Origin of the sequence: Pseudomonas sp. B5(2017) (assembly GCF_002112825.1) — a bacterium.
Classification (GTDB): domain Bacteria; phylum Pseudomonadota; class Gammaproteobacteria; order Pseudomonadales; family Pseudomonadaceae; genus Aquipseudomonas; species Aquipseudomonas putida_Z.
In genome coordinates this window covers 380021-406994 of record NZ_NEIR01000004.1, presented here as the reverse complement: position 1 = coordinate 406994, position 26974 = coordinate 380021, and the positions used below count along the sequence as shown (strand labels likewise).

At 64.8% G+C, this 26974-nt stretch carries 22 protein-coding genes and 1 pseudogene; 8 read left to right on the top strand and 15 right to left on the bottom strand.

What is annotated here, in order from left to right:
• Both CAG00_RS08785 and CAG00_RS29020 read left to right on the top strand, forming a co-directional pair.
• Positions 1-1675 (top strand): annotated as a pseudogene (locus CAG00_RS08785) (hypothetical protein); the annotation flags it as partial.
• On the top strand, positions 1657-2427 hold the full coding sequence (locus CAG00_RS29020; protein ID WP_256578972.1) for a DUF6708 domain-containing protein: 771 nt from the start codon (positions 1657-1659) through the stop codon (positions 2425-2427). The pseudogene CAG00_RS08785 and the gene CAG00_RS29020, both read left to right, overlap by 19 nt.
• 367 nt (positions 2428-2794) lie before the next feature.
• Here the strand turns inward: CAG00_RS29020 and CAG00_RS08775 are convergent, their stop codons facing one another.
• From CAG00_RS08775 to CAG00_RS08715, 13 genes are all read right to left on the bottom strand, one after another.
• Entirely contained in the window at positions 2795-3490 is a 696-nt protein-coding gene (locus CAG00_RS08775) for a response regulator (protein ID WP_025339949.1), read from the bottom strand.
• Positions 3487-6141 (bottom strand): sensor histidine kinase KdpD, encoded by a 2655-nt coding sequence (locus tag CAG00_RS08770; protein ID WP_085664060.1) that lies wholly within the window; start codon positions 6139-6141, stop codon positions 3487-3489. Before CAG00_RS08770 ends, CAG00_RS08775 begins: the two co-directional genes overlap by 4 nt.
• Positions 6142-6297: 156 nt before the next feature.
• Positions 6298-6849, bottom strand: a complete 552-nt coding sequence (kdpC, locus tag CAG00_RS08765; protein WP_085664059.1) for a potassium-transporting ATPase subunit KdpC — start codon at positions 6847-6849, stop codon at positions 6298-6300.
• A 10-nt stretch (positions 6850-6859) separates the two neighbouring features.
• Positions 6860-8914, bottom strand: coding sequence for a potassium-transporting ATPase subunit KdpB (gene kdpB / locus CAG00_RS08760; protein WP_085664058.1), 2055 nt, complete (start codon positions 8912-8914; stop codon positions 6860-6862).
• Positions 8915-8923: 9 nt separating this feature from the next.
• Entirely contained in the window at positions 8924-10618 is a 1695-nt protein-coding gene (gene kdpA, locus CAG00_RS08755) for a potassium-transporting ATPase subunit KdpA (protein ID WP_085664057.1), read from the bottom strand.
• 9 nt (positions 10619-10627) lie between these two features.
• Entirely contained in the window at positions 10628-10717 is a 90-nt protein-coding gene (gene kdpF / locus CAG00_RS08750; RefSeq protein WP_003251485.1) for a K(+)-transporting ATPase subunit F, read from the bottom strand.
• Positions 10718-10991: 274 nt separating this feature from the next.
• The gene (locus CAG00_RS08745) at positions 10992-12044 is read right to left on the bottom strand and encodes an AI-2E family transporter (RefSeq protein ID WP_085664056.1); all 1053 of its coding nucleotides are present in this window, start codon (positions 12042-12044) and stop codon (positions 10992-10994) included.
• Between the two features lie 12 nt (positions 12045-12056).
• On the bottom strand, positions 12057-12851 hold the full coding sequence (locus CAG00_RS08740) for a DUF4892 domain-containing protein (protein WP_085664055.1): 795 nt from the start codon (positions 12849-12851) through the stop codon (positions 12057-12059).
• Between the two features lie 109 nt (positions 12852-12960).
• Positions 12961-13815, bottom strand: a complete 855-nt coding sequence (locus tag CAG00_RS08735) for an alpha/beta hydrolase (protein ID WP_085664054.1) — start codon at positions 13813-13815, stop codon at positions 12961-12963.
• A complete protein-coding gene (locus tag CAG00_RS08730) occupies positions 13812-14600 on the bottom strand; it encodes an alpha/beta fold hydrolase (protein WP_085664053.1) in 789 nt (262 codons plus the stop codon). The genes CAG00_RS08735 and CAG00_RS08730 overlap by 4 nt, the downstream gene beginning before the upstream one ends.
• Positions 14601-14903: 303 nt before the next feature.
• Entirely contained in the window at positions 14904-15362 is a 459-nt protein-coding gene (gene sixA, locus CAG00_RS08725) for a phosphohistidine phosphatase SixA (RefSeq protein ID WP_015271084.1), read from the bottom strand.
• On the bottom strand, positions 15359-15706 hold the full coding sequence (locus CAG00_RS08720; protein ID WP_025339957.1) for a DUF4389 domain-containing protein: 348 nt from the start codon (positions 15704-15706) through the stop codon (positions 15359-15361). Before CAG00_RS08720 ends, sixA begins: the two co-directional genes overlap by 4 nt.
• A 36-nt stretch (positions 15707-15742) precedes the next feature.
• Positions 15743-16768: an NAD(P)H-dependent glycerol-3-phosphate dehydrogenase gene (locus CAG00_RS08715; RefSeq protein ID WP_025339958.1), complete on the bottom strand. Its 1026-nt coding sequence runs from the start codon at positions 16766-16768 to the stop codon at positions 15743-15745.
• 212 nt (positions 16769-16980) lie between these two features.
• On the opposite strand from CAG00_RS08715, the gene CAG00_RS08710 reads away from it, so the two are divergent.
• The 5 genes from CAG00_RS08710 (at position 16981) to fabB (ending at position 23901) form a co-directional block, all read left to right on the top strand.
• Positions 16981-19128, top strand: a complete 2148-nt coding sequence (locus CAG00_RS08710; RefSeq protein WP_176240865.1) for a TonB-dependent siderophore receptor — start codon at positions 16981-16983, stop codon at positions 19126-19128.
• The gene (locus tag CAG00_RS08705; protein WP_025339960.1) at positions 19128-20018 is read left to right on the top strand and encodes an ABC transporter substrate-binding protein; all 891 of its coding nucleotides are present in this window, start codon (positions 19128-19130) and stop codon (positions 20016-20018) included. The genes CAG00_RS08710 and CAG00_RS08705 overlap by 1 nt, the downstream gene beginning before the upstream one ends.
• Positions 20015-21946 (top strand): ATP-binding protein, encoded by a 1932-nt coding sequence (locus CAG00_RS08700; RefSeq protein ID WP_085614436.1) that lies wholly within the window; start codon positions 20015-20017, stop codon positions 21944-21946. The genes CAG00_RS08705 and CAG00_RS08700 overlap by 4 nt, the downstream gene beginning before the upstream one ends.
• Positions 21947-22153: 207 nt before the next feature.
• Positions 22154-22669: a 3-hydroxyacyl-[acyl-carrier-protein] dehydratase FabA gene (fabA, locus tag CAG00_RS08695; protein ID WP_003251509.1), complete on the top strand. Its 516-nt coding sequence runs from the start codon at positions 22154-22156 to the stop codon at positions 22667-22669.
• Positions 22670-22680: 11 nt separating this feature from the next.
• Complete coding sequence (fabB, locus tag CAG00_RS08690; RefSeq protein WP_085664051.1) at positions 22681-23901, top strand: beta-ketoacyl-ACP synthase I; 1221 nt, start codon at positions 22681-22683, stop codon at positions 23899-23901.
• A gap of 176 nt (positions 23902-24077) precedes the next feature.
• Here the strand turns inward: fabB and CAG00_RS08685 are convergent, their stop codons facing one another.
• Complete coding sequence (locus CAG00_RS08685; protein ID WP_085664050.1) at positions 24078-25079, bottom strand: amidohydrolase family protein; 1002 nt, start codon at positions 25077-25079, stop codon at positions 24078-24080.
• A 117-nt stretch (positions 25080-25196) separates the two neighbouring features.
• Here CAG00_RS08685 and CAG00_RS08680 point away from each other — a divergent pair, with 117 nt between their 5' ends.
• Positions 25197-26060: a pirin family protein gene (locus tag CAG00_RS08680; protein ID WP_085664049.1), complete on the top strand. Its 864-nt coding sequence runs from the start codon at positions 25197-25199 to the stop codon at positions 26058-26060.
• A 130-nt stretch (positions 26061-26190) separates the two neighbouring features.
• Here the strand turns inward: CAG00_RS08680 and CAG00_RS08675 are convergent, their stop codons facing one another.
• Positions 26191-26916 (bottom strand): dienelactone hydrolase family protein, encoded by a 726-nt coding sequence (locus tag CAG00_RS08675; RefSeq protein WP_085614439.1) that lies wholly within the window; start codon positions 26914-26916, stop codon positions 26191-26193.
• Between the last annotated feature and the right edge of the window lie 58 nt (positions 26917-26974).

Below are 26974 nucleotides of genomic sequence, written 5' to 3'. Positions count from 1 at the left end.
GTTGCTGGCCGCGACCAACAGCGCAGGGAATGCGCTCAGCCAGCACCTGAGTGAACGGACCAAGACCCTGATCGGCCATGTGCATCGCTCGGCGTTTGCACTGTTCGCCGGGCAGCAGGTAACGCCGCTGCGGGTGTCGCTGACAGTGGGCGAATACATGAGACTGCTCAATGAAGCCCTGGAGGCGCGGACCGATGCGTTTCTGCAGCAGGTAGACAAGCAGTTTCGTGACCCACTGGGCCGCAAGGTGCGGGCCATGGTGCTGAGTGGCGCGATCAATATTGCGGCAGCGGGTAACCGTAGCCAGATGATCGAGGTGATGCTCTGGACGTTGGAAAGTGCCGAGAGTTTGCAGGCGCGGCTGGTGCAGTTGCGCGAGGGTGCAGCCGGTGGCGTCGGGGCGCTGGTACGCAATGTTGCGATTGGTGCGGGTACGCTGCGTGCGCAGGTTACGAGTGGTTTGAAGATCAGTTCTACGGCCGCGCAAAGCGTGGCAAGCGATGCGATGCGCAGCCTGCGGGATGCTGCAGCGAGTAGCGGAAGTGCCGGGCTGTTATTTGCCTTGGGCAGCATGTGGTTCCATCAGGACAGCCTGGGCAAGAACTATCGAGCGTTGCAAGAGACGCATCAGGACAACCCGGAGGCGCTTGCGGCGATCTGGTCTTCCTCCCTGGGTTTGTTTGGGGCGAGTGTGGAGGCGGCAGGACTGGCTGTTGCACTCATACGCCCGAAGATACCGTGGCCCGGAACAGTGACGACAACGTCTTTGGGAACCGGTATTGCTCGATACGGCGCCGGTATTGCGGGAATAGCTGGAATGATGGATGGGGCACAGTACCTGTTCGCCAGCCTGCGTACTCATAAGCGCGGAGATTTAACGTCCGCAGATGGATACAGGACTGCGGGCATAATGGCTGGCGCTTCCGCCATTGCAGGTGTACTTGGAGCTTTCGGACCCGCCACATTATTTGGCCCAATCGGTATAGCTATCATTCTAGGACTGGCCGCCTATGCAATAGCTTCCGAGGCAAAGCAAAACGAATCCTCTTCAACAGAGCTTTGGGCTCGTCAAAGCAGATGGGGATTATCTGAAGACAACCGTCTCTGGACCGAAGCGAAGCATCTTGACACTGCAATTGGTGCTTTGAATGCGGCAGCAATTGGCGTTCAAGCCGAGATTTCCATAAGGACTCAACTCACCAATCATACGAACATGCAGACTTCCGAACCAAAAGGGATGATCATCGGCAACGAGCCTGCAATACCCGCAGAATACACACTCAACTATTACTTCCTCTTGCCTAAATACGCCGAGGGTAAATCTCGCCATGAGTGGCATTTAAGCATTCATCGTACTGGCGCTCAAAGAGAAATCATTACCGTATCGGGTGATAGTACTCCGACTAACCAATTGCAGATCAGCCTACCAAAGGGGAAGGGAGTCTTTGGCCATATAGACAACCCACAACCTTTGGTGCGTTTCAACAACAAGAACAATACGTTGACCATACAGGGAGCTCTGCCTTTACTGATAGATCATCACATCAACGCCATTGAACTTAGCCTGCGTTACTGGCCAGACAAGCAGGACGAACTTGGGCATGCCCATGTAACAATAACAGAAAACTACATGCACAGCTTGGAGCCCCTGACAAAATGGCCCGACCCTTATTAAATCCTGCCTGCCCGGGCTGGAAGGAAGACCTCCCCGACCCTTACACAGTCAACTCAACAGAAAAATACATGGGCAATCAAATACCTAACCATCAGTGCATGACTTACTTAGAGATTCCGCGACAAAGCGTATCCTCACGAGGGGTGATTTCAACCTTCGCCTTCCTCTTGTGCATATTTTTCGCCTTTAGCCTTTACATGATGACACTTACGCTCGATCCCCGAAATTTTAAATCGCTGCTGCTCTCAATATCTGAAGTCTTCTTGGTTAGCTGGCTGGTTACTATAGGCCTTCGCATGGATATTTCGCCACCTCGCGACGAACCCATCAGGTTCAACCGTGCGCGCCAGAAAATCTACGCCTACAACTTCAAACGCCAATGGTGGAACCCCTTCGACAAAGGCAAGGTCGTGCCGGTCAGTTACGACTGGTCCCAAGTCCGCGCCGAGCGCTGGTCACAAACCGGCGCCCTGCCAAACGGTGGGGTCATTTTCAAATGGGGTGTCATGCTGTCCATCGTCGCGCCGGGCACGAACAACGTCATCGACCGTTTTCACCTGAGTACGATGGGTGCCGACCAGCATGCCTGGGCCTACATCTGCACCTACATGCAGGAAGGCCCCTCAGCCCTGCCACCACCCGGCCCACCCAAGGATCACAACGATGTGCTCTGGTGTGAGTTCGCCCTGCGCCTGGCACCCCGAGTAGAGTGGCCAGCGGAAATGGATCTGGAGTCGAGAACCGCCCCCTGAGCTTACTGTCTTGCGCTGCTTGCTCTGGCCCCATCGCCGGCATGCCAGCTCTCATAGAACTGCACATGACTCATTGAATTAGCAGGGACTCTGTGGGAGCGGCTTCAGCCGCGAACACCGGCGCAGCCGGTGCCATGCACCGCGTTGGATTCTTCGCGGCTAAAGCCGCTCCCACAGGGTACGCGGGCCGCTTGCGAATTCAGTTTTCTACGCGACAGCGCAGCCCAAAGGGCTGGGCAATCTCTCTTGGACTGCACATGACTCATTGAATTAGCAGGGACCCTGTGGGAGCGGGCATGCCCGCGAACACCGGCGCAGCCGGTGCCATGCACCGCGCTGGATTCTTCGCGGGCACGCCCCACAGGGGTTACATGGTCGGCGCCACCAACCTGTACCCCACCCCTGGCTCGGTAATGATAAACCGCGGCGCCGTGGGGTCATCGCCCAGCTTCTGCCGCAGATGGCCGACCACGATCCGCAGGTAATGGGTGTCATCCACATGGGTAGGCCCCCAGATATCCTTGAGCAGTTGCTGCTGGGTAATCACCCGCCCCGGGTGCCCGGCCAGTTGCGCCAGCAGCGCATACTCCTTGCGGGTCAGCGCCACTTCCACGCCATCCAGGGTCACCCGGCGAAAGGCAAAGTCCACCATCAGCGGCCCAAAACTGGCCGCCACTTCCGAGCCACCGGCCTGCGGCACCTGCCGCAGCAAGGCGCGCACCCGCGCCAGAAACTCCTGGATGCCGAACGGCTTGGTCACATAGTCGTTGGCGCCACCATCCAGCGCATCGACCTTCTGCACTTCACTGGCGCGCACCGACAACACCAGCACCGGCACCGCGCTCCATTCGCGCAAGTCACGCAGTACCTGCTGGCCGTCCATGTCCGGAAGGCCCAGGTCAAGCACCACCAGGTCCGGCTTGCCCAAGGCCGCCTGGGCCAGCCCTTCCGTGCCGGTGGCGGCCTCGAGCACCTTGTAGCCTTGCGAGGCCAGGCTGATACGCAGGAACTTGCGGATCTGCGGTTCATCGTCGATGACCAGAAGGGTGGCGGACTGACTCATGGGGTTTCGCTTTCGGTTTCAGGTTGAGGAGGCAGCGGCAAGCATAAAGTGATGCTGGTGCCCTGGCCATCGATGCCTTCACCCACCAGGATCTGCCCGCCATGGGCACCGATCATGCCCTGGCAGATCGCCAGGCCCAGGCCGGTGCCCTGCCCACCGCGGTCGCCGCGAGCGGCGGTGTAGAACATGTCGAAGATCTTCTCGCGATCATCCACGGGAATGCCGGGGCCCTGGTCGCTGACGGCAAAGCACAACCGGGCGTCCTGCACCGACACCTGCAGCTCCAGCCGGCCATTGGCTGGCGAGAAGCGCGCGGCATTTTCCAGCACGTTGACCAGCGCCTGCTCGATCAACGCCGCATGCACGAAGAGCAACGGCAGCTCGGCCGGCACGTCGGTGTGCACCCGCAGCGGCGCCAGCACCGCGCGCAGGCGGTTGAGCGCGCTGCCGACGATGTCGGCCGGGGCCACCCAGTCGCGGGCCAGTTTGAGGCCGCCGTGGCCCAGGCGGGTCATGTCGAGCAGGTTCTGGATGTAGCGGTCGAGGCGTTCGGCCTCGTTGCGGGTACCCTCCAGCAGTTCGCGGCGGTCGGCGGTGGGGATCGCCTCGCCCAACGCCAGCAGGCTGTCGATGCTGCCGCGCATGGCGGTCAGCGGGGTGCGCAAGTCATGGGAAACGGACGCGAGCAAGGCGCTGCGCAGCTGCTCGGTTTCACCATGCAGGCGCGCGGCCTCCAGCTGTTCGGCCAGGCGCGCGCGGGCCAGGGCCTGGGCCAGTGGCTGACCAAGGGCAGTGAGCAGGCGCCGGCGCGGGTCGCTGAGCGGCTGGCCGGAACGTGGGCGCACCCCGAGCAATGCCAGGGGCTGTTCATCCACCGCCAGCGGCCACCACCACCAGCGGCCATTGGGCAGGGTGTCGCTGCCATGACCGGCGGCCTGGCCGTGCTGCCACGCCCATTCTGCGGCGGCGCGTTCGTTATCGCTGAAGGCATGAGCTTCGCCGCTGGCCACCTGCAACTGGCCTTCGACATTGCGCTCCAGCAGGCACACCTGCATGTCCTGCCAACCGTCCAGGTGCTGGCCGGCGGCGTTGAACACCGCCTGGCGGTCGGTGGCCACGGTCAGCCGGCGCGACAGGTCGAGCAACTGGCTGGTCTGCGCCTGGGTCTCGCGCAGCGCCTGCAACTGGCGGCGCTGGCGGGCAGCCAGGTTGCCGGTGAGTGCAGCCATCAACAGGAAGAACACCAAGGTCAGCACGTCTTCTTCGCGCTGGATCCTGAACGACAGGTTGGGCGGGATGAACAGGAAGTCGTAGGTCAGGAACGACAGCACCGCGCAGGCCAGCGCAGGCCCCAGGCTGCTGCGCACCGCCACCAGCAACACCGCGGCCAGGAACACCAGCGAGATGTTGGGCAGGGCCAGCACACTCGACACCGCCCAGGCCAGGCCTGCGGCCATGACCGTTGCCAGCAGCGCCAGCAGGTAATGGCGCCAGACCCACACCCGCTGCACCGCCGAACGCGGCGCTTGCGGCTGCGCGTCGCGGTCCAGCACGTTGATTTCCAGGCAGTGGCTTTCGCGCAGCAGCCGCGCGGCCACACCGGCACCGAACAGGCGCCGGCGCAGGCGGTCGCGGGACTGCCCGACCAGCACCAGGCTGGCCCGCCGTTCGGCGGCATGCTGGATCAGCGTGCGCACCACTTCGCCGGCACGCAGCAGTACCACCTCCCCGCCCAGGCGTTCGGCCAGTTGCTGGGCAGCTTGCAGGCGCTGGCGCGCGGTTTCGTCGCGCAGGCGGCCGTTGTCCACGTGCACCAGGCTCCAGGGCAGGTGGCGGCGTTGCGCCACGCGGCTGGCATGGCGCACCAAACGCTCCGCCTGGTCGTCGCCATCCACGCCCACCAGCAAGCGCCCACGCAGGGCCGGGGCTTCCTGGCCGCGTTGGCGATAACCGTGGGCCAGGTCGGCATCCACCTGGGCAGCGGCGGTCTGCATGGCCAGTTCGCGCAGGGCGGTAAGGTTGGTTTGCGAGAAGAACGCATCGATGGCGGCCCGCGCCTGCTCGGGCACGTACACCTTGCCTTCGCGCAGGCGTTCGAGCAGCTCCCGGGGTGGCAGGTCGATCAGCACCAGCTCGAAGGCTTCCTGCAGTACCCAGTCCGGCAGGGTTTCGCGCACTTGCACGCCGGTAATGTCGCGGACCTTGTCGTTGAGGCTTTCCAGGTGCTGGACGTTGACCGTGGTGTACACATCGATGCCGGCGGCCAGCAGTTCCTGTACGTCCTGCCAGCGTTTGGCGTGGCGGCTGCCGGGCGCATTGGTGTGGGCCAGTTCGTCGACCAGCACCAGGGCCGGCGCGGCCTTGAGCAGGCCGTCGAGGTCCATTTCCTCGAGGGTGACGCCGCGGTACTGGCTGCGCAGCAGGGGCTGCTGCTGAAGGCCAGCGAGCAATACCTCGGTTTCGGCACGGCCATGGGTTTCGACCACCCCGGCCAGCACCTGCACGCCCTGGCGTTGCTGGGCGTGGGCGGCCTGGAGCATGGCGAAGGTCTTGCCGACGCCGGGGGCGGCGCCAAGGAATACCTTCAACCGCCCCCGGCCGCTTCGCGGGAGGGTAGCCAACAGCGCGTCTGCGCGGGCGGAGTCACTCATCTTTCATCCTTTGCTATTTCCAGCAAGCCGCAAATCCAGGGACAAACACCGTACCTGTGGGAGCGGGTTCACCCGCGAATGCAGTAGTAGCGCCACCGACGCATTCGCGGGTAAACCCGCTCCCACAGGGTCCCTGCTAGCCCCTCAAGTCATCTATCAATGACTGAGGTTTTCCAAGGCCTGGTTCAAGGCCAGCACATTGACCACCGGCGGGCCGATCAATGGGTGGAGGGTGGCCTCTTCCAGCAAGCCTTGCAAGCGCTCCACCGGCAACTGCCGTGCCGCCGCCACCCGCGGGATCTGGTAGGCCACGGCCTCCGGCGGCAGGTGCGGGTCGAGGCCGCTGCCCGAGGTGGTGAGCAACGCCTGGGGCACCGGCCCCTGCTGCGCCTGGTACAACGCAGCCGCATCGCCCTTGACCCGCTCGGCCAGCGCCGGGTTGCTCGGCGACAGGTTGCTGGCGCCGCTGGCCACGGTGGCGTAGGCGCCTGCCGATGGCCGCGCGTGAAACCAGCCATCGCCCTGGAAATCCTGGGCGATCAGCGCCGAACCGCGCACCTGGCCCCGGTCATCGCGCACCAGGCTGCCATTGGCCTGGCTGGGGAAAGCCACCTGGGCAATACCGGTCACCGCCAACGGATACAGCGCGCCGGTCACCAGGGTCATCAACAGGGCCAGGCTCAATGCCGGGCGTACATAAGCATTCATGGTGGCCTCCTCAGACCAGGTGCAGGGCATTGAGCAGCAGGTCGATCAGCTTGATCCCGGCAAACGGCACGACAATGCCACCCAGCCCGTAGATCAGCAGGTTGCGCCGCAGCAGGTGTGCCGCGCTGGCCGCCTGCACCCGCACGCCGCGCAGCGCCAGCGGGATCAGCACGATGATGATCAGCGCGTTGAACACGATGGCCGACAGAATCGCACTCTGCGGGCTGGCCAAATGCATCAGGTTGAGCACGCCCAGCTGCGGGTAGATGGCGGCGAACAGCGCCGGCAGGATGGCGAAGTACTTGGCCACATCGTTGGCGATGGAGAAGGTGGTCAACGCGCCGCGGGTCACCAGCAGCTCCTTGCCGACCTGCACCACATCCAGCAACTTGGTCGGGTCGCTGTCCAGGTCGACCATGTTGGCCGCCTCGCGCGCGGCCTGGGTGCCGTCGTTCATGGCCATGCCCACGTCTGCCTGGGCCAGTGCCGGGGCGTCGTTGGCGCCGTCGCCGCACATGGCCACCAGGCGGCCGTCGTTCTGCTCCTGGCGGATGCGCGCCAGCTTCTTCTCTGGCGTGGCCTCGGCCAGCACGTCATCCACGCCGGCCTCGGCAGCGATGGCGGCGGCGGTCAGCGGGTTGTCGCCGGTCACCATCACCGTGCGGATGCCCAGCTTGCGCAGCTCGGCAAAGCGCTCGCGGATGCCGGGCTTGACCACGTCCTTGAGGTGGATCACGCCGAGCAGGCGCTTGTCGATGCACACCAGCAGCGGTGTACCGCCGCTCTGGGCAATGCGCTCCACTTCACGGGCCAGCGCCTGGGGCATTTCCAGGCGTTGCATGCCAACGAACGCCAGCACGGCGTCGACGGCGCCCTTGCGGTAGCGGTGCTGCTGCAGGTCGATGCCCGACAGGCGCGTCTCGGCGCTGAACGCCACCGCCTCGAACTGCCCGGCGGCCGGTTCGACGAAGTCATGCAACTGGCGCAGGTACTCGACGATCGACTTGCCCTCGGCGGTGTCGTCCGCCAGCGAGGCCAGCAAGGCGCCCTCCCCCAGCTCGCGGGCGGTGATGCCCGGGGCGGCGTGCAGGGCGCTGCAGCGGCGGTTGCCGAAGGTGATGGTGCCGGTCTTGTCGAGCATCAGCGTATGCACATCACCGGCCGCCTCCACCGCGCGGCCGGAACGGGCGATGACGTTCAGCCGCACCAGCCGGTCCATGCCGGCAATGCCGATGGCCGACAGCAGGCCACCGATGGTGGTGGGGATCAGCGTCACCAGCAATGCGGCGAGAAAGATCAGCGGCAGGCTGCCACCGACGAAGTGGGCGAACGGCTGCAGGGTCACCACCACGATCAGGAAGATCAAGGTCAGGCCGATCAGCAGGATGTCGAGGGCGATCTCGTTCGGAGTCTTCTGCCGCTTGGCGCCTTCGACCAGGGCAATCATGCGGTCGAGGGTCGATTCGCCCGGGTTGCTGGTGATGCGGATCAACAACCAGTCGGAGACCAGCCGGGTATTGCCGGTCACCGCCGAGCGGTCGCCGCCGGACTCGCGGATCACCGGCGCGGACTCGCCGGTAATGGCGGCCTCGTTGACCGCAGCGATACCTTCGAGCACCTCGCCGTCACCGGGGATCATTTCGCCGGCCACCACGCGCACCACATCGTCCTTGCGCAGCGCACTGGCCGCGACGGTCTCGTAGCTGCCATCGCGCTTGCGACGCTGGGCGGTCAGGCCCTGGCTGCCGGCCTTGAGGCTGTCGGCGCGGGCCTTGCCACGGCCTTCGGCAAGGGCCTCGGCGAAGTTGGCGAACAGCACGGTGAACCACAGCCACAGGGCGATCTGCACGGCAACGCCGGTGCTCACGCCGCTGCCGGGGGCAAAGCACAGGACGGTGGTCAGCACAGCAGTCAGTGCGACTACCAGCATCACCGGCGAGCGCTTGAGCTGGCGCGGGTCGAGCTTGACGAATGCCTGTACCAGCGCCGGGCGCCACAACGCGGCGAAGCGGGTCTGGTCCTTGGCACTATGCCGAGTTTGTACTTCAGGAATGGGCATGTTCATGGTCGGTCCTCAAAAACCCAGGCTCAAGTGTTCGGCGATCGGCCCAAGGGCCAGGGTCGGCAGGAAGGTCAGGCCACCGACCAGCAGGATGGTGACCAACAGCAGGCCGGTAAACAGCGGGCCATGGGTGGGGAAGCTGTTCAGCCCCTGGGGCGCGCTTTTCTTCGCCGCCAGGCAGCCGGCCAACGCCAGCACCGGCAGGATGTAGCCGAAGCGGCCGACAAGCATGGCCAGGCCGATCATCAGGTTGTGGAACACCGTGTTGGCACCGAAGCCGGCAAAGGCCGAGCCGTTGTTGGCCGTGCCCGAGGTGTAGGCATACAGCAGCTGGCTGAAGCCATGCGCACCCGGGTTGCTGACTGCACCTGCCGGGCCCGGCAGGCTGGCGGCAATGGCGCCGAGCACCAGCACGCCGACCGGCATCACCAGCAGGGTCGCCACCAGCAACTGCACCTCGCGGGCCTGCAGCTTCTTGCCCAGGTATTCCGGGGTGCGGCCGATCATCAGCCCGGCCAGGAACACCGCGATCAGCACGAACAGCAGCATGCCGTACAGCCCTGCACCAACGCCGCCAAAGATCACCTCACCGACCATCATGTTGACTATCGCCACCATGCCGGTCAGCGGGTTGAGGCTGTCGTGCATGGCATTGACCGAACCGTTGGAGGCGGAGGTGGTAGTCACTGTCCACAGCACCGAACCGGTGGTGCCGAAGCGGCTTTCCTTGCCCTCCATGGGCGCGCTTTGCTGTACCTGCGCGCTCTCGAGGGCCGGGTTTGGCTGGTACTCGGACCACAACGCCGTGCTGCCGCCGATCAGGAACAGGGCGAGCATGCAGGCGAGGATGGCGCGGCTCTGGCGCAGGTCCTTCACGTAGTGACCAAAGGTGAACACCAGCGCCACCGGAATGAGGATGATCGAAGCCACCTCGAACAGGTTGCTCCAGGCCGTGGGGTTTTCGAACGGGTGCGCCGAGTTGACCCCGAAGAAGCCACCGCCGTTGGTACCCAGCTGCTTGATGGCGATCTGGCTGGCGGCCGGGCCCAGCGGGATGGTCTGCTCGGTGCCTTGCAGGGTGACCGCGTGGGCGTAGTCGGCCAAGGTTTGCGGTACGCCCTGCCATACCAGCAACAACGCCAGCAGCAGGCACAGCGGCAGCAGGCCGTAGAGGGTGGCGCGGGTCATGTCGACCCAGAAGTTGCCCAGCGTCGTGGCGCTGCGCCGGGCGATGCCGCGGCACAGGGCGACCAGCACGGCCAGGCCGGTGGCAGCGCTGACGAAGTTCTGCACGGTCAGGCCGAGCATCTGGCTCAGGTAGCTGACCGATGCCTCACCGCTGTAGGCCTGCCAGTTGGTGTTAGTGACGAAGCTGACCGCGGTATTGAACGCCAGCGACCATTCCTGGCCGGGCAGATGCTGCGGGTTGAATGGCAGGTAGCCCTGCAACAGCAGCACGGCGAACAGCAGCAGGAACCCGGCCAGGTTGAAGGCCAGCAGGGCCAGGGTGTACTGCTGCCAGTTCTGTTCCTGGCCGGCGCGCACGCCCGCCAGCCGGTAGCAGGTTTGCTCGACCGGGCCCAGCAGGGGCGACAGCCAGGTGCGCTGGCCTTCCATGACCTTGAAGTAGAACCGCCCGAGCCAGGGTGCCGGTAGCAGCACGATGGCGAAAAATGCCAACAGCAAGGCGAAGTCGTAACTGTGCATGGCCGCTCCCTAGCTGCGATCGGCGCGCAGCAGCGCCACCAGCAGATAAAACGCCAATGCCACTGCCAGCAGCAGTGACAGCCCGTCGAGCATGTTCATGTGTGGTTCTCCCCGTGGTGCGGCTTGGGCCGCTTTGGGGAAATTGTCCGAGCGAGGGGCGTAAAGGGGCGAGATTGGGGGGTGGGGATGGGAATAAAGAAGGTGTAAAAATCAGGGGTTGAAGTTGCCTGAGCCGGCCTCTTCGCGGGTAAACCCGCTCCCACAGGAGCTGCATCAGGTTCAAGGCCTGTGTTGTCCCACAGGAACTGCACCAGGGGCAAGGCCTGTGCTGTACCTGTGGGAGCGGGTTTACCCGCGAAGAGGCCGGTACAGGCTACCGCTGGGGCGGCTGCTGCGCCGCGTTGCGGCTCCAGTCCAGCAGCAAGCTGTAGCCGACCGCCAGCAAGGTCGGCCCGATGAACAGGCCAATGAAGCCAAAGGCGATCAAACCGCCGAATACCCCCAGCAGCACGATCACCAGCGGCAGGTTGCCGCCACGGCTGATCAGGTACGGTTTGAGCACGTTGTCCACGCCACTGATGATGAAGGTGCCCCAAACCCCCAGGAACACCGCCATGCCGTATTCGCCCTTCCATACCAGCCAGCCCGTGGCCGGGATCCAGGCCAGTGGCGGGCCCATGGGGATCAGGCTGAGCATGAAGGTCACCAGCCCCAGCACGATGGCCCCGGGCACACCGGCAATCAGGAAGCCGATCAACGCCAGCACGCCCTGCGCGGCGGCCGTACCGATCACCCCGTTGACCACCCGCTGCACCGTACCGGCCACCAGTTCCAGGTAGTACTCGGCACGGTCGCCCATCAGGCGGTGCAGCAAGCGCAGGACGAACGCCGACAAGCGCGGGCCGTCGCGGTAGAAGAAGAACACGAATACCAGGCTGAGGGTCAACTCCAGCACGCCGCTGCCGATCTGCGCGCTGCGCGCCAGCAACCAGTTGCCCACCTGCCCCAGGTGCGGCTTGACCGAGGCCAGCAAGGCCGCGCCCTGCTGGTCCAGCGATTGCCACCAGCTGACCAGGCGCTCGCCAACCAACGGGATGCCACCCAGCCACGCCGGGGCGTCGGGCAGGCCGTCCACCTGCACGTCACGCACGAACGCCGTCGCATCGCGAATGTGGTCGGCCAGGTTGAACCCCAGCCACACCAGCGGCAGCGCCACGATCAGGATCCAGGCAGTGGTCAGCAGGCTGGCTGCCAGGGTTTCGCGCCCGCCCAGCGCACGCGTCAGCAAGCGCATCAACGGCCAGCTGGCAAAGGCCAGGATGGCCCCCCACAACAGCGCTGAAATGAAAGGTGCCATCACCCACAGGCCGGCACCCAGCAGCGCCAGCAGCAGAATCTGGACCAGCAAGCGGTCATTGTTAGCCATGGTGGTGCCCGTTCAACGGATCAGTTCAAGGTGCAGGCCGTCGGTAGGCGCGCTACCGACTTCGAGGCGGCCATTGCGCACCCCCGCCTTGACCAGCGCCTCGCGCCAGGCTTCAGCCTGGGCGCCACTGAGGCTGGCACGCAGGGTGCTGTCGAGGTTCAGGCTGCGGGCCAGCAGGTTCGCCCAGGCGTCTTGCGGCGCGGCCAGGTCAGGGTAGTCGAGCTTGCCGGTGTCGCGCATTTCGCGCAGCACCGTGGCGGCGGTCGGCAGCAGTTCGCCCAGCGGGCTGCCGGCGACGAACTCTTCCACGTGCAGGTAGGCTCGGCGGTTGCCGCGGGTGACGCTGTACAGCGCAACCAGGGTATCGGCCTGCTCCGCCGAGCGGCGCAGCAGGATGAACGCCTGCTGCTCGTCGCCGCCGTTGAGGCGGGCATTGGCGAACACATCATTGGCCCACAGGCTGGCCTCGCCGCAATCGCGGCCCTGGCACCAGAACAGCGGGTAGCCACCGTCGCGCTGCAGTGCTTCGCGAGCGCTGGTGAAGGCTTCGCGGGCGGTACGCTCGACCGGCAGTTCGTAGGTTACCGAGCTGACCTGGCCACGGCTTTCGACCTTGTCCTCGACCCGCAGGCGGCCGCTGATCTTGCGCAGCGGGCCCATGGGGTAGACACGCTCCTGCTCCACGGCCGGGCGCTGGTCGACCACCTTGGCGTCCACCGGTACCGGCAGGCTGCCGGCCCACAAAACGGGGCTGGCTAACACCAGGCAGGCAGCGAAGGCATTACGGATGGCAACAGGCGCGCTCATTGGCGAACCAGGTGGCGCTCAGCGCCGAGGTGAAGCTCCAGGATGTCTGGCAGTTGCATGGTTGTCTCCCTGTTCAACCCGCCAAGCCTCGACACTTGTCCGGTGCAAGTCAAGCAAAGCCAAAGAAGCGATTGAAACAGTCTGCGACAAGGGCCGCGCCCTGCTCATCGTTCAGGTGCAGGTGATGGCCACCGGGCAGCGTCACCTGCTCGAAGGGTAGCTGCTCCAGCAACCCTGTGTGGCGCGCCAGCATGCCGTCGGCAGCCACCACCAGGCGCGCCGGGCAACTCACCCGGCGCACGTAGGCCATGGCCTGGGCCTCGCTCAGGCGCACTGGCGAAGGCAGGGTCAGGCGGCTGTCGCTGCGCCAGCTGTAACCGCCGGGCACCGGCATCAGGCCACGCTGGGCCAGCAGCTCGGCTGCCTCGCGGCTGACCGCGACCATGCCTTTCATGCGCGCCTGCACGCCCTGCTCCAGTGTGGTGTACACCGACTTGCGCTTGCCATCCAGGCGCAACTGGGCCTGCAGTGCCATGCCCAGCCGCTCACCGGCATCCTGCTCGGCGCCGGTCGGCGGGATGACGCCGTCGATCAGGGCCAGATGGGTAACCCGCTCCGGCAGCGCGCCAGCCAGTTGCACGGAAATGATTGCTCCCAGCGAATGGCCCAGCAGGGCGAACCGTTGCCAACCCAGCTGCTCGGCCACCCGCAGCACGTCATGGGCGTAGTCGGCCAGGGCATAGCCGGCGCCGAGCGGCCGGTGCTCGGAGTAACCATGCCCGGCCAGGTCCAGGGCGACGATGCGCAGGCCTTTCAGCTGCGGCGCCAGGCGGGCGAAGCTGTTGGCGTTGTCCAGCCAGCCATGCAGGGCGATTACCGGCAGCCCGTCCTCGGGGCCGAACAGGTGCGCCGCCAGTTCGATATGGCCCAGGCTCAGGCGGATTTCCTCGACCTGCGCGCTCATGCCTGGCTCCAGCGGTCGAACAGGCCCTTGATCAGGCTGGCGGTGTCGGTTGGTCGCTCCAGCGGGAACATGTGCCCACCCGGCACGCTGTGGAACTCGCCCCTGGGCATGCCGCGCACAGCCAGTGTGTGGTGGCGGCGAATGACGTTGCTGCGCTCGCCGCGGACCATGGCCAGTGGCACCTGCAATTGCCGCGCGGGCGCAGGGCTGGTATGCGGGATGCTGCGGTAGATGCTGATTTCCGTGGCCGGGTCGAAGCGCAACTGCAGCCCCTGCTCCATCGCCTGCAGGCCGTGCTCTATGTAGGCATCAAGGCAGTCGGGGTCGAAATGGCGAAACAGTGACTTGCCGGCGAAATAGTCTCGGGCACTGTCTCGGTCATTGAAGGTTTCGCGGCGCCCCAGGGTGCGGCCAGCCGGGGTGATACGGTCAATGAAGCCGAAGCGCTTGGCGGTGCGCAGCAGCCACTGGTCGGCGCGGGTGAGCACCGGCGAGTCGAGCATCACCACGCCGCGGTAGTACTCGGGGCAGCGCAAGGCTGCGTGCAGGTGCAACACCCCGCCCAGCGAATGGCCGACGCCCCATACCGGCTGGTCCTGACGGGCCAGGTGGTGCAGCAGTTCATCGACCAGGCTCTGCCAGTTGTCGTCCACCGGAAAGCGCGGATCGTGGCCGTGCTGGGCCAGGTGCTGCACCTGGTAGTCCGGTGCCAGGGCGGCAAACAGCTTGCAGTAGGTGGCCGAGGGGAAACCGTTGGCATGGGCGAAGAAGATCTGCTGCAACATGGCGCCGGGTCCGGATGGGGATGATGGCCCATTGTCGGTATCGCGGGGCAGTTCGGCAACGTCCGGAAAGGTCATCGGCGAGGGCTATCAGGTCAGGCTTGCGGGAGATCGCCCAGCCCTTTGGGCTGCGCTGTCGCGTAGATAACTGAGTTCGCAAGCAATCCGCAAACACTGTGGGAGCGGCTTTAGCCGCGAAGAATCCAACACGATGCATGGCACCGGCTGCGCCGGTGTTCGCGGCTAAAGCCGCTCCCACAGCTCAAGGCGGGGGCGGTACCTGTCCGCGCAGCGCCCCCCTGGGTTTCAGGCCGGCGAGTTGATCGCCCGAAGGGTCATCAACCCAGCCAGCGGCCAGTCCCCTTCCAGCTCCGCCAGGCTTGCAGTGCTCATGCCTGCCGGTTGCTGCTGGTGGCCATGCTGCAACGCCCCGACCAGGGTACCCACCAGCGGCTGGTGGCTGACCAGCAGCACATGCTCCAGGCCCAGGCGCTCGATTTCGCCGATAACCTGCTGCACATCACTGTCAGGCGTCAGCCAGGGCACGGTGCGCACCGGTTCGGCGAAGCCCAGGGTGTCATGCACCAGGGCGGCCGTTTGCTGGGCGCGTACGTAAGGGCTGGCGATGATCGCCTGCAGCGGCTGGCCCAGCAGGCGGGCGGCGCTATGCAGCACCTGTTCGCGACCATGGGCGGTCAGCCGGCGCTCGGCATCGCTGTTGGCCCGCGGCTCCGCTTCACCGTGGCGCAGCACCCACAGCTTCACAGCTTGGGCTCCTCGTCACGCACCGGGTGCGGGGCCGGAGCCACTGCATGCGGCGCCTCGCCTTCCGGGGCACGCGGTGCCGGCCAGTCGGCGAATGGCCACGGTTTCTGGTCGCTGTGGAAGCTACCGAAGCGGCCGATCTGCGCCAGATACTGGCTCAGGCTGTCGCCGAAGTTCATCAGGCTGGCGCTGGGGGCGCCGTACACCAGGCGGTAGATCAGTTGTACCAGCACCAGGCCACCGAGCAGCAGCTCGGCCAGCTGCCAGACCACCAGGAACACCACCATCCACAGGACCCGCAGGATGATCGACTCGCGCTGGGCGCGTTCGGGCGTATCGTTCATGTGTTGCTCCTTGCTGTTGTCAGAGCCGCTGAAGGCTCAGTTGAAACCGCTGATGGAAATGAAATCGACATCGGTCTTCGGCTCGGCACGCATCAGGTGCTCGATCACCTGGTTCAGCGTGCGGCCTTCGAACAGGATGGCATGCAGGCCAGCCACCAGCGGCATGTACACCTGCACTTCCTGCGCCTTGGCCTTGAGCACCTTGAGGGTGTTGACGCCTTCGGCCACTTCGCCCAGGCGGTTGACCGCCTGCTCCAGGCTCAGGCCCTGGCCCAGCGCGTGGCCGACCTGGTAGTTGCGGCTCTTGGGCGAGGAACAGGTGACGATCAGGTCACCGACACCGGCCAGGCCGAGGAAGGTCATGGGGTTGGCACCCTGGCTGACGGCGAAGCGGGTCATCTCGGCCAGGGCGCGGGTAATCAGCATGCTCTTGGTGTTCTCGCCCATGCCCAGGGCCACCGCCATGCCGGCGATGATGGCGTAGACGTTCTTCAGCGCCCCGCCCAGCTCGACGCCAAAGCGGTCGGCACTGGCGTAGACGCGGAAGGTACGCCCGTGCAGCACGGCCTGCACCTGCTGGCACAGTTTTTCGTCCTCGCTGGCAACCACCGTGGCGGTCAGCGCATGTTCGGCGATTTCACGGGCCAGGTTGGGGCCGGACAGCACGCCGATGCGCGCCTCGGGGGCGATTTCCTCGAGGATCTGGCTCATCAGCTTGAAGCTTTGCGCTTCGATGCCCTTGGTCAGGCTGACCAGGCCCTTGCCGCGCAGCAGCTCGGCATGCGGGGCCAGCACGCTGCGCAAGGCACTCGATGGCAGGGCGACGAAAATCAGCTCGCTGGCCTGCAGGGTGGCCAGCAGGTCGCTGACCGGCTCGACGCCGTCGTGCAGGCGGATGCCCTTGAGGTAGCGCGGATTCTCGCGATTGACGCGCATGGCCTCGGCCTGTTCCGGGTCGCGCATCCATTGGCGCACCGGCACACCGTTTTCTGCCAGCAGGTTCGCCACGGCGGTGCCGAAGCTGCCGCCTCCCAGAACTGCAACAGGTTGCTGTTCAGTCATATCCAATCCGTTAAAGCCAAAAGTTAAGTGGCGACCCGGCCATTATACGGCTCGCCTGCTACAGAACCAGTGTCAGTACCGGCCCTTTCGCGGGCACGCCCGCTCCCACAGGGATAGCGCAGTCCTTCAGAGCGGCTGTGGGAGCGGGCGTGCCCGCGAAAGGGCCCGACAGGTAGAGCAGATCACTGGCAAAACCCCCGCGGTCGGTTACCATGCCTGTTTCAATCCTGATACAAGGCCGCTTTGTGTTCCCTGGCACGCCCCCGTACCCGCGCCTGCTCATACTGACTGCCCTGCTCGGTGGCCCGGCCGTGGCCGATGACCTGTTCATCGACAACACGGACCTGCCGCAGGTTCTGACCGCCACGCGCCTGAAACAATCCCCCGCCGCAGTCCCGGGCAGCATGACCGTGCTCGACAGCGAGCTGATCCGCGCCAGCGGTGCCCGCGACATCCCCGAGCTGCTGCGCCTGGTGCCGGGCATGATGGTGGGCTACAACGCCGGCAACCAACCCACGGTCAACTACCACGGCAGCAACGTCAACGATGCCCGGCGCATGCAGGTGCTGATCGATGGCCGTTCGGTGTACCGCGCCGGCCTGGCCACGGTGGACTGGAGCGACATCCCCCTGGCCATGGAGGATATCGAGCGCATCGAGGTGTTCCGCGGCCCCAACACGGTCAGCTACGGCGCCAATGCGCTGATGGCGGTGGTCAACATCCTTACCCGCAACCCTGCCGACAGCCATGGCACGCGGCTGAAGATGACCCGCGGCCAGGACGGCATCAACGATTTCTACGCCAGCCACGGCTTCGGCTGGGATGGCGGCGACCTGCGCCTGTCGCTGTCCGGCCAGCAGGACGATGGCTTCGACGAGAACCAGTTCGGCCAGGACTACCGCGACAGCCGCCGGCTGACCCGCTTCAATATCAACGCCAGCCACAGCCTGGCACACGACCAGACCCTGGAATGGCAACTGGCGGCGAAGGAAGGCAGCAACCAGCGGCCTTATACCTATCAGCCGGTGTTCGCCAAATACGAAGCCGGTAACAACGCTGACGTCAATGCCAAGGACTACGCCGGCTCATTGCGCTGGACCAAGGACTTCAGCTCCGAGCACAGCCTGTATATCCAGGGCTCTGCCCAGCATTTCGACCGCCAGCAGGTGTGGCGTGCCTGTGACGCCTTGCAGTCGTTCAGCCCGGAATTGACCCAGCTGTGGCAAATGAACCCTGACTTCGCCGAAAAAGTGGCGCGCGGCATTGCTACCGGCGCACCACTTTCGACCAACGATCCCGTCATGAACGCGCTTCTGGAGAAGGTCCAGCAGCAATGGGCGAACGGTGGCAAGCAGCAGGTCTGCGGCGACGTCGACCAGAGCACCCGCGAAACCCGCTACGACCTGGAAATCCAGGACACCCTGAGCCTGACTGACAGCCTGCGCCTGCTCAGTGGCATGAACTACCGCTATGATCGTGCCGACTCGCAGACCTACTTCAATGGCAGCATCGACGACCAGACCTGGCGCCTGTTCGGCCAGCTGGAGTGGCGCGCCGACGAGCACTGGATCCTGCAGGGCGGTGCCATGTTCGAGGACTCACGCCTGTCCGGCAGCTCGCTGACCCCACGCGTGGCGGTCAACTACCTGATCACCCCGCGCCATGGCCTGCGTGCGGTGTATTCCGAGGCAGTGCGCTCGCCAGACATGTTCGAGAACAACATCAACTGGAGCTACACGGTCAAGAACCTGACTCCCAACGCTTTCGGCCTGCAAAACGGCGAATACTTCGTCAAGACCCGTGGCCCGGGCGACCTCGACCAGGAACGCATGCGTTCGCGCGAACTGGGCTACAACGGCTACTTCAGCGACATCGACCTGAACATGGATGTGAAGCTGTTCTACGACGAGATCACCGGAATGATCAGCGAGCCCCTGAAGAACAACCAGTACATTGCCAGCAACGCCAACAAGGCCCGTTTCAGCGGCAGCGAGGCGCAACTGGACTGGCGCCCGACCCTGCGCGACCGCCTGCGCCTTACCTACGCCTACGTGGATGCCTGGGCCAGCAACCCCGCCGACCGCCGCCTCAGCGCGCGCAACAGCGGCTCGGCCGGGTGGATGCGCGAGTGGGGCGACGGCTGGTCCAGTGCGCTGTTCTATTACGGCGACGATGCGCTCAACCAGTACCGCTACGAGCGCCTGGACCTGCGCCTGGCCAAGCGCTTCCGGGTGCATGGCAGCAACCTGGAGCTGGCGGCGCTGTGGCAACAGCGCCTGGACGATGAGCCGACCACGGCAATCCAGAACCGCTACGACAGCCGCCACCGCCTGAGCGTCAGCGCGGAGCTGGAGTTCTGATGGCCCTGCTGCTGCGCCTGTTGCTGTTGTGCCTGTGGCCGATGGGGCCGCTGTCCGCCAGCGAAATCGTGTTGGTAGGCGCGGAAGACCAGCCCGGCATTCGCAGTTTCGTCGCTGCGCTGGAAAGCCGCCGGCCGCACGATCACGTGCATTTCCAGACCACCGCCGACCTGCCACCCCCGGGCAAGCTCAAGGCTGACCAGCGCCTGATCTTGCTGGACAACGCCGCACTGGAATGGCGCCTTGGGGAAACCGCCGGCCCGCCGGCCCTGGCCATGAGGGTCAGCCGGGTACAGGCTGAACAGCGCCTGGGAAAGTCGCGGCCCGCGTTCCTCACGCTGCTGTGGAGCGACCCGCCGCTGGGCCGGCAGCTGCGCCTGGCGCGCTATCTGCTGCCGCAGGCCCAGCGCATTGGTGTGCTGTACGGTGAGCACAGCAGCTTTCTGCTCGAAGAGCTGCGCCATGCCGCCCGCGCGCTGGGCCTGGAGATCATTGCCCAGGACTGGCCCGACCCGCGCGACAGCCGCCCTCTGCAACATTTGTTGGCCAACAGTGACGTGCTGCTGGGCCTGGACGATGCCGACCTGTTCAACTCCAAGACTGCGAAGAACCTGCTGTTGAGCAGCTATGGCCGGCAGATGGCGCTGATCGGCCCGAACGCCGGGTTCGTCCGCGCCGGCGCCCTGGCCAGCACCTTCAGTGACCAGGACGATTGGCTGGCGGTGCTCGACCAGTTGCTCGACCAGCCACCGGCGCGCTGGCCGCGCAGCCTGTACCCGGTACGCTTCGGCGTCAGCGGCAACCAGCAGGTGGCGCGCGCCCTGGGCCTTGAACCGATCGATCCGAACGCCGCCGCCAAGGCCCTGGCCGAAGGAGAACCCACCCCATGAGCAAGCGCCTGAGCTGGGACATCCACACCCGCACCCAGATCATCAGCCTCGGCCCTGCCCTGCTGCTGACCTTGCTGCTGATCAGCTTCTTCACCTTCGTGCGTATCCAGGACCTGCGCCAGGAACTGAACCACACCGGGCAACTGATCGCCAACCAGCTGGCGCCAGCCTCGGAATACGGGGTGATCTCGGGCAACAACGAAGTGCTCGAGGGCCTGATGCGCGCCACGCTCAGCATCCCCCACGTGCGCTTCCTCGAGGTGCAGGACAGCCGCAACCACATCCTGGTGTATGTGGAGCAGTCCGACGAAAGCGCCAACCGCGCGCAGCGCGTCGAAGTGTTCCAGGCGCCCATCCGCCTGCAGCAGATCCGCCTGGACAGCGACTTCCTGCAACAGGGCAAGGCCACCACCCCGGCCATCGGCGACGATTACCTGGGCCGGGTCATCGTCGGCATGTCCGATGACGCCTTCAGCCAGCGCCAGCAGGAAATCGTGATCAAGGCCGGTATCCTCGCGCTGTTCGCCCTGCTGTTCACCTTCCTGCTGGCGCGCCGCCTGGCCCTGAGCCTGGCCAAGCCGATCAGCGACATGGGGCATGCGGTCAAGGCCATCCAGCAGGGCGAGTACCACACCCTGTTGCCGGTGGTCGATGACAGCGAACTGGGCCACCTGGCGCACCACATCAACAACCTGGCCCACGCCCTGGAGCAGGCCAGCAATGAACAGAAGCAGGCCATTGCCGAACTGATCCAGGCCCGCGAGGAGGCCGAACAGGCCAACCGCGCCAAATCGGACTTCCTGGCGATGATGAGCCACGAGCTGCGCACGCCGATGAATGGCGTGCTGGGCATGCTGCAGTTGCTGGAAACCACCCAGCTGAACAGCGAACAGGCCGAGTACACTGCGGTGGCAAGCGAATCCACCGGGCACCTGCTCAAGGTCATCAACGACATCCTCGACTTCTCGCGCATCGAACGCGCCGCGCTGCAACTGGAGCACATCGACTTCAACCTGGGCGAGCTGATCACCAGCAGCGTCCAGTCGTTCCAGCACAGCGCCCAGCAGCGCGGGCTTGCCCTGCACCTGCAACTGCCGGCGGGTATCGAGCAGCTGCAGGTGAACGGCGACCCCACGCGCATCCGCCAGATCCTGCTGAACCTGGTCGGCAATGCGCTGAAATTCACCGAACGCGGCCAGGTACAGGTCGAGGCGCGCTGGCAGGTGCTCGACCGCCAGCTGATCTGGCTGACCTGCAGTGTGCGCGACACCGGGATCGGCATCGACAACGAGCGCCTGGAAATGATGTTCGTCGCCTTCCAGCAGGCCGACAGCTCGATTTCCCGCCGCTATGGCGGCACCGGGCTGGGGCTGTCGATCGCCCGCACCCTGGCCGAACGCATGGGCGGCAAGCTGCGCGGCGAAAGCCGCGAAGGCCTGGGCTCGACCTTTACCCTGGAGATGCCGCTGGCCCTGGCCAGCCCTGCCCCGGTATCGCTGACGCTGCCAAGCGCTGCGCCGCCGGCGGTGGCCGACAATGATCAGGTGCTGCTGGTAGAGGACAATCCGGTCAACCAAAGTGTCATCGAGGCCATGCTGCGTAGCCTGGGCCTGGCGGTTTGCACGGCCGAGGACGGCCTGGAGGCGGTCGAACGGGTCAGCCGGCAGCGTTTTGCCGCCGTGCTGATGGACTGCCGCCTGCCGCACCTGGACGGCTATGAAGCCACCCGGCGTATCCGCCAGCTGCCCAACGGCGCCAGGCTACCGATCATCGCCCTGACCGCCAACGCCTTGCAGGGCGACCGCGAGCGTTGCATGGCGGCCGGCATGGACGACTACCTGAGCAAACCCTTGCGCCGCACCGAACTGCAGCGCGTGCTGCAGCGCTGGCTACCCGGTCAGACAACCGCGACTGGCGATAAATGCTAAAGTGCGGCAGTCTTAAACACTGGACAGGACCTTCATCGGACCTGAAAATAGACGTTTCAGTGCACACCTGTACTTCTTTCACCGGGTGCACTGTGACTTTCACCACAACGCAATAGTCTACCTGTAGGCTGCCGTCTCGGACGCGATGCGTATCGGGCCGGCCGGGAAGATTCATCCCCTGCCGCAGGGGGTTATTGAGGAGCTCGCATGACCAAACAACACGCCTTTACTCGGGAAGACCTGCTGCGCTGCAGTCGCGGTGAGCTGTTCGGCCCAGGTAATGCGCAACTGCCCGCGCCGAACATGCTGATGGTCGATCGCATCACCCATATCAGCGAAGAAGGCGGCAAGTACGGCAAAGGTGAATTGGTCGCCGAGCTGGATATCAATCCGGACCTGTGGTTCTTCGCCTGCCACTTCGAAGGCGACCCGGTAATGCCGGGCTGCCTGGGGCTTGATGCCATGTGGCAGCTGGTAGGTTTCTTCCTCGGCTGGCAGGGCCTGCCAGGCCGCGGGCGCGCCCTGGGTTCGGGCGAGGTGAAGTTCTTCGGCCAGGTACTGCCGGAAGCCAAGAAAGTCACTTACAACATTCACATCAAGCGCGTCCTGAAGGGCAAGCTGAACATGGCCATCGCCGATGGCTCGGTCAGCGTCGACGGCCGCGAGATCTACACTGCCGAAGGCCTGCGGGTCGGCGTGTTCACCTCCACTGACAATTTCTAAGGGTTATTCGCATGCGCCGCGTCGTTATCACTGGTCTGGGCATCGTATCGTGCCTGGGCAATGACAAAGCTACCGTCACCGAAAACCTGCGCAACAGCCGTCCGGGTATCCGTTACAACCCGGAATACAAGGAAATGGGGCTGCGTAGCCAGGTTTCCGGGTCCATCGACCTCAACCTCGAAGAACTGATCGACCGCAAGGTCTACCGCTTCGTCGGCCACGCTGCTGCCTACGCCTACCTGGCGATGCAGGACGCGATCAAGGACGCCGGCCTGACCGAAGAGCAGGTATCCAACCCGCGTACCGGCCTGGTGGCTGGCTCCGGCGGCGCCTCGACCCTGAACCAGATGGAAGCGCTGGACACCCTGCGCGAGAAAGGCGTCAAGCGCGTCGGCCCGTACCGCGTTACCCGCACCATGGGCAGCACCGTTTCGGCGTGCCTGGCCACCCCGTTCAAGATCAAGGGCATCAACTACTCGATCTCGTCGGCCTGCGCCACTTCGGCACACTGCATCGGCACCGCCCTGGAACAGATCCAGTGGGGCAAGCAGGACATCGTCTTCGCCGGTGGCGGTGAAGAAGAGCACTGGAGCCAATCGTTCCTGTTCGATGCCATGGGCGCCCTGTCGACCAAGCGCAACGAAACCCCGGACCAGGCCTCGCGCGCCTACGACGCCGACCGTGATGGCTTTGTCATCGCTGGCGGTGGCGGCATGGTGGTGGTCGAGGAGCTGGAACACGCCCTGGCCCGTGGCGCCAAGATCTACGCGGAAATCGTCGGCTACGGCGCCACTTCCGACGGCTACGACATGGTTGCCCCGAGCGGCGAAGGTGCCATCCGCTGCATGCAGCAGGCGCTGTCGACCGTCGACACCCCGGTCGACTACCTGAACACCCACGGCACCTCGACCCCGGTCGGTGACGTTGCCGAGATCAAGGGCGTTCGCGCAGTGTTCGGCGACAAGGCACCGAAGATCAGCTCGACCAAGAGCCTGTCGGGCCACTCGCTGGGCGCTGCCGGCGTACACGAGGCGATCTACTGCCTGCTGATGATGGAAAACAACTTCATCGCCGGCTCCGCCAACATCGACGAGCTGGACCCGGAGGTCGCCGACCTGCCGATCCTGCGCAAGACCGAAGAAAACGCCAAGATCGACACGGTCATGAGCAACAGCTTCGGCTTCGGCGGCACCAACGCCACCCTGGTGCTCAAGCGCTGGGAAGGCAAGTAAGACGCTGCCGCGGTAAACGAAAACGCCCCGACTGGTTCGGGGCGTTTTCATTTGTGTTGCCTGTACCGGCCCTTTCGCGGGTAAACCCGCTCCCACAGATACAGCGCCGGTTTCAAGAGCAGCACGGTCCCTGTGGGAGCGGGTTTACCCGCGAAAGGGCCGGCACAGGCGAAATACTATTGCTTGGGCAACACAGCCAGAAAATTCTCCCTGGCCACCTTATTGGCAACTTGTTCCGGCAATGCATCCAGAAACGGCCTGAACCCATGCATCTGCTCCCCAAGGCTACCAAACTGCCCCACCACATCCGAACCCAGCATGAACCGCTCCGGGTATTTCTCGACCAGTGCCAGCCACGCCTTGCGCGGCACACCCCGGTCATCCAGCAGATAAGGCTCCAGCACGCTCCACGACAAATCGACATACAGGTTCGGGTAATCCTCCAGTAACCGCGTCAGCACCGGCAGCAGAAAGTCCATCTGTGTCTGGTGCCGGTGAATCTCCATGCTGCTGCCGGCGTGCGCCCAGATGAACCGCGTGTGCGGGTGATTGCGCAGCGGCTCTTCGATCTCCGCCAGGTACAAGGGGTTGCGCTCGCGTTTGGAGGTGATGTTGGAATGCAGCAGCACCGGCAAGTCGCGCTCGGCTGCCAGGTGATAGATACGCGTCATGGCTTCGTTGTTGGCGCGCGGCGTGTCACCGCTGGTCAGTGCCGTCAGGTCATCGTGGCGGGTGAACACCTCGCCAATGCCCTGCCACAGCCCCGGATACAGATCGAGCATGCGCTCGATATGGCTGGCGGCGTTCTTGTCCACCGGATTGAAGCCGGCCAGGAACGGATGAAAGCGCTTGCGCTGCTCGTCGGGCAATTGCTGCAACGCCGCGGCCACATAGGTGTCGGTGGCGCTGTACCAGTAGGCTTCGGCGTCATCCCCAGCGTAATAGCGCGGGCGCTTGGGCTCGTCTTCGTGCCACTTCTTGGCCACCGGGACGCCGGAAATCATCGACTGCTCGATACCGGCGGCATCCATGGCCTTGATCAGCGCGGGCATGCCTTCGCTTTCCTGGAAGAAGTCGACGTAGTGCAGGTGGGCATCACTGTAGCGGTAGTCGCGCGCCTGCGCCGCTTGGCACAGCCAGGTGGATAACAGCACGCAGGCGAGCGCTCTGACGATCATGATGAAGCTTCCTTTTCCGGGTACCACACCTCTAGACCGGCCAGCCAACGAGACGGTTCAGCCGCAGCGGGCAAACCGCTATGCTTGGGGCATTTCCACCTTGCCTGGAGCCTTCCCATGAGCAGCCCCCTGGTCATCCGCCCACGTGCCGAATCGGTCGAGGGCCAGCCGATCCTGCGCCCGCTGCCGTCGGCCCAGTGCCGCAGCGTCGGCCCGTTCGTGTTTTTCGACCACATGCTCGAAACCGACTATGCCCCTGGGCATGGCATGGACATCCGCCAGCACCCGCATATCGGCCTGTCGACCCTTACCTACCTGTTCGAAGGGGCAATCCTGCACAAGGACAGCCTCGGCTCGGCGCAACGGGTGCTGCCGGGCGATGTCAGCTGGATGACCGCAGGCAGCGGCGTGGCCCATGTCGAGCGCACACCTGAAGATGCCCTGGCCCATGGTTCACGCCTGCACGGGTTGCAGGTATGGCTGGCGTCACCACGCGAGCATGAACAAGGCCCGCCAAGCTACAGCCACCACCCGGCGGCGAGCCTGCCGGTCAGCGACAACCTGGGGGTGCGCATCTGCATGATTGCCGGCAGCGGGTTCTGCCTGGAGTCGCCGGTGCCGGTGCTCTCCCCTACCCTTTACGCGCATGTGCGGATGCAGCCGGCGACTACCTTGCAGGTGCCGAATGAGCATGCGCAACGGGCGCTGTACGTACTGGATGGCGAATTGCTGATGAACGATGAGGAGGTGGAGCCGTGCAGCCTGGTGGTGCTGCCGGAGGGCGAAGAGGTGACACTGTATGCGGAAGGTGAGTGCCAGCTGGTGCTGATTGGTGGCGCGCCACTGGATGGACCGCGGCGGATGAACTGGAACTTTGTCTCCAGTGACCCGGATCTGATCGAGCGGGCCAGGGCGCGATGGGCAGCGGGGGATTGGCCGGTGGTTTCGGGGGAGACCTCCAGGATCGAGTTGCCGCGCTGATTTTGGGGCTGCTTTGCAGCCCATCGCGACACAAGGCCGCTCCTACAGGGACCGCGCATGCCATGAGCCATGCTATCCCTGTAGGAGCGGCCTTGTGTCGCGATGGGCCGCAAAGCGGCCCCCTGCATTGTCAGCGCTGGAACACTTCGGTCAGCAGGTTATGCATCGAGCGGAACGCCCGCTCCGAGGTACGCCGGTCATACTGCATCTTGCCCGGCACATTGGCACTCGGGTCGGTAAACGAGTGCACCGCGCCGCCATAGCTGAGCAATTGCCAGTCAACCTTGGCCGCGTTCATCTCCTCCTCGAACGCCGGCAACTGCTCCTTCGGCACCAGTGGGTCGGAAGCGCCGTGCAGCACCAGCACCGAACCCTTGATGCGCTTGGCATCTTCCGGGTTCGGCGTGTCCAGCGTGCCATGGAACGACACCGCCGCACGCAAATCGGCACCGGTACGGGCCAGTTCCAGTGCACAGCAGCCACCAAAGCAGAAACCAAACGTGCCGACCTTGCCCGGCTCCAGCAGCGCCTTCGACTGCCCCACCAGTTGCGCCAAGGCTTCCTGCATGCGCTTGCGCAGCTCGCCACGGTCGTTCTTCAACGGCATCATCGCCGCGCCGGCCTCGTCGGCGTTGGACGGACGCACCGATTGCCCGTACAGGTCGGCAATCAGCACCACATAGCCCTTCTCGGCCACTTCCTTGGCGATGCGCTCGGCACCTTCGCCGATACCCATCCAGTTCGGCGCCATCACCAGGCCTGGCCGCCCCAGCGCGCCCGGCTCGTAGACCAGGCGGCTTTCATACGCCTTGCCGGACAGGTGATAGACCAGCGATTCGACGATTACTTTGCTCATCAAGCACTCCTTTGGCACTCGTCATCAATATGCTCGCCATGAAAAAAGCCCGCCGAAG